Source organism: bacterium (genome assembly GCA_024228115.1).
Lineage (GTDB): Bacteria > Myxococcota_A > UBA9160 > UBA9160 > UBA6930.
Window position 1 is genome coordinate 1 of the sequence record JAAETT010000185.1, and the last position, 1,762, is coordinate 1,762.

The window sequence follows — 1,762 nt, forward strand, 5'->3', positions numbered from 1 at the left end:
GAAAACGAAGAACCATAATTAATGATTAAATATTAAACTTAGATCCTCTTAATCTATATCATAGGAATAACGTTAGAGAATAGAGAATAACGTTTTTATTAATATGCATTGCATTATATTTGTTAATCATGTTCTGCATTATTGGATTTATCTCTTTATTATTCGTCTTTCATTTATTACAATGCATATTCTTTATCTTCTTTCTACTAACCATATCTTTATTGGTTTATTGTATATGATGTTTGGTTTTATTGGTGGTTCTCTTGGTTGAGGATTATCAATTATTATTAGAATTGAATTAGGATTACCTGGATTTATTATTTGTTCATCTTTTACTTATAATTCTTGTATTACTTTTCATGGTATTTTTATGATATTTTTTATGATTATGCCTTTATTGATAGGAGGACTTGGTAATTTATTGATTCCCTTAATGATATGTTCTTCAGATATGATTTTTCCTCGTTTAAATGCTCTCTCTTTATGATTAGTTATTGATTCGTTTTTTATTGTATTTATTTCAGTATTTTTAGATGGAGGTGTTAATGCAGGATGAACATTTTATGTTCCATTGTCTTTTATTAATTATTATAGTATTGACATGATGTTTTTTAGTCTTCATCTAATAGGATTATCTTCTTTATTAGGATCTATTAATTTTATTGTAACTTTATTAAAGTCATCAAATCTTTCAATTTTATCTGCTTATATTTATTTACCTTTATTTCCTTGATCAATATTTATTACATCTTTATTATTAATTTTATCTCTTCCAGTACTTGCAGCATGTATTACGATGGTTATTTTTGATAGACATTTTAATGGGTCTTTCTTTGATATTATAAGAGGAGGTGATGTATTATTATTTCAGCATTTATTTTGATTTTTTGGACATCCTGAGGTATATATATTAATTTTACCTGGTTTTGGATTAATTTCTGAAATTCTTTCTAAGTTTAGTCAGAGTATTATTTTTGCTCGGGATTCTATGTTGTTGGCATTAGGTATAATTGGGATATTAGGTTGTATAGTTTGAGGACATCATATGTTTATAGTTGGTTTTGATGTTGATACAAGAACTTATTTTACTTCAGCAACTTCTATTATTGCAATTCCTACAGCAATTAAAATATTAAATTGATGAGCTACGATATGATCAGGATGTATATTTTATATTACTCCTTTATATTATATAATAGGATTTATATTTAGTTTTAGTTTTGGAGGATTTACTGGTTTATTATTAGCTAGTTGTGTTATAGATACTCTTATACATGATTCATATTTTGTAGTAGGACATTTTCATTATGTACTTTCTTTAGGTGCATTATATAGTTTTTTAGGAGCATATTATAATTATTGTAACTTCTTTAGTATGAATAATTTATATGCCAATCAATATTCATTATTAGGATTTATTTATTTATTATTTACTTCTAATATTATATTTATGCCTATGCATTATTTAGGTTTATTAAATATTCCACGAAGAATATATGATTATCGTATTTTTAGTATTAATTATTTTAGTTTATCTAGTTTAGGGATTGGTGGGTCTATAATGGTTGTGATATTGTTTAGTATATCTATATATTAGGGATTGTTGAGATTGTGATGTTTATTTGATAGGAGTTTATTTAGTTATCTTCGTTTATATGATTATTATATTTATATTTATGATAGGTATTTAATTTATTAATGCAGAACATGATTAACAAATATAATGCAATGCATATTAATAAAAACGTTATTCTCTATTCTC

2 protein-coding genes and 1 pseudogene are annotated in these 1,762 nt (G+C 24.3%); all 3 read left to right on the forward strand.

All coding sequences use genetic code 11. The features are described 5' to 3' along the window. Positions 1-277 precede the first annotated feature (277 nt). The 3 genes and pseudogenes from GY937_09285 to GY937_09295 all read left to right on the forward strand — a co-directional run bounded on the left by GY937_09285 (position 278) and on the right by GY937_09295 (position 1,597). A pseudogene (locus GY937_09285) lies at positions 278-487 on the forward strand (cytochrome c oxidase subunit I). A 420-nt stretch (positions 488-907) separates the two neighbouring features. Further along, positions 908-1,036 (forward strand): hypothetical protein, encoded by a 129-nt coding sequence (locus GY937_09290; GenBank protein ID MCP5056901.1) that lies wholly within the window; start codon positions 908-910, stop codon positions 1,034-1,036. 129 nt (positions 1,037-1,165) lie between these two features. Continuing rightward, entirely contained in the window at positions 1,166-1,597 is a 432-nt protein-coding gene (locus GY937_09295; GenBank protein ID MCP5056902.1) for a hypothetical protein, read from the forward strand. Positions 1,598-1,762 lie beyond the last annotated feature (165 nt).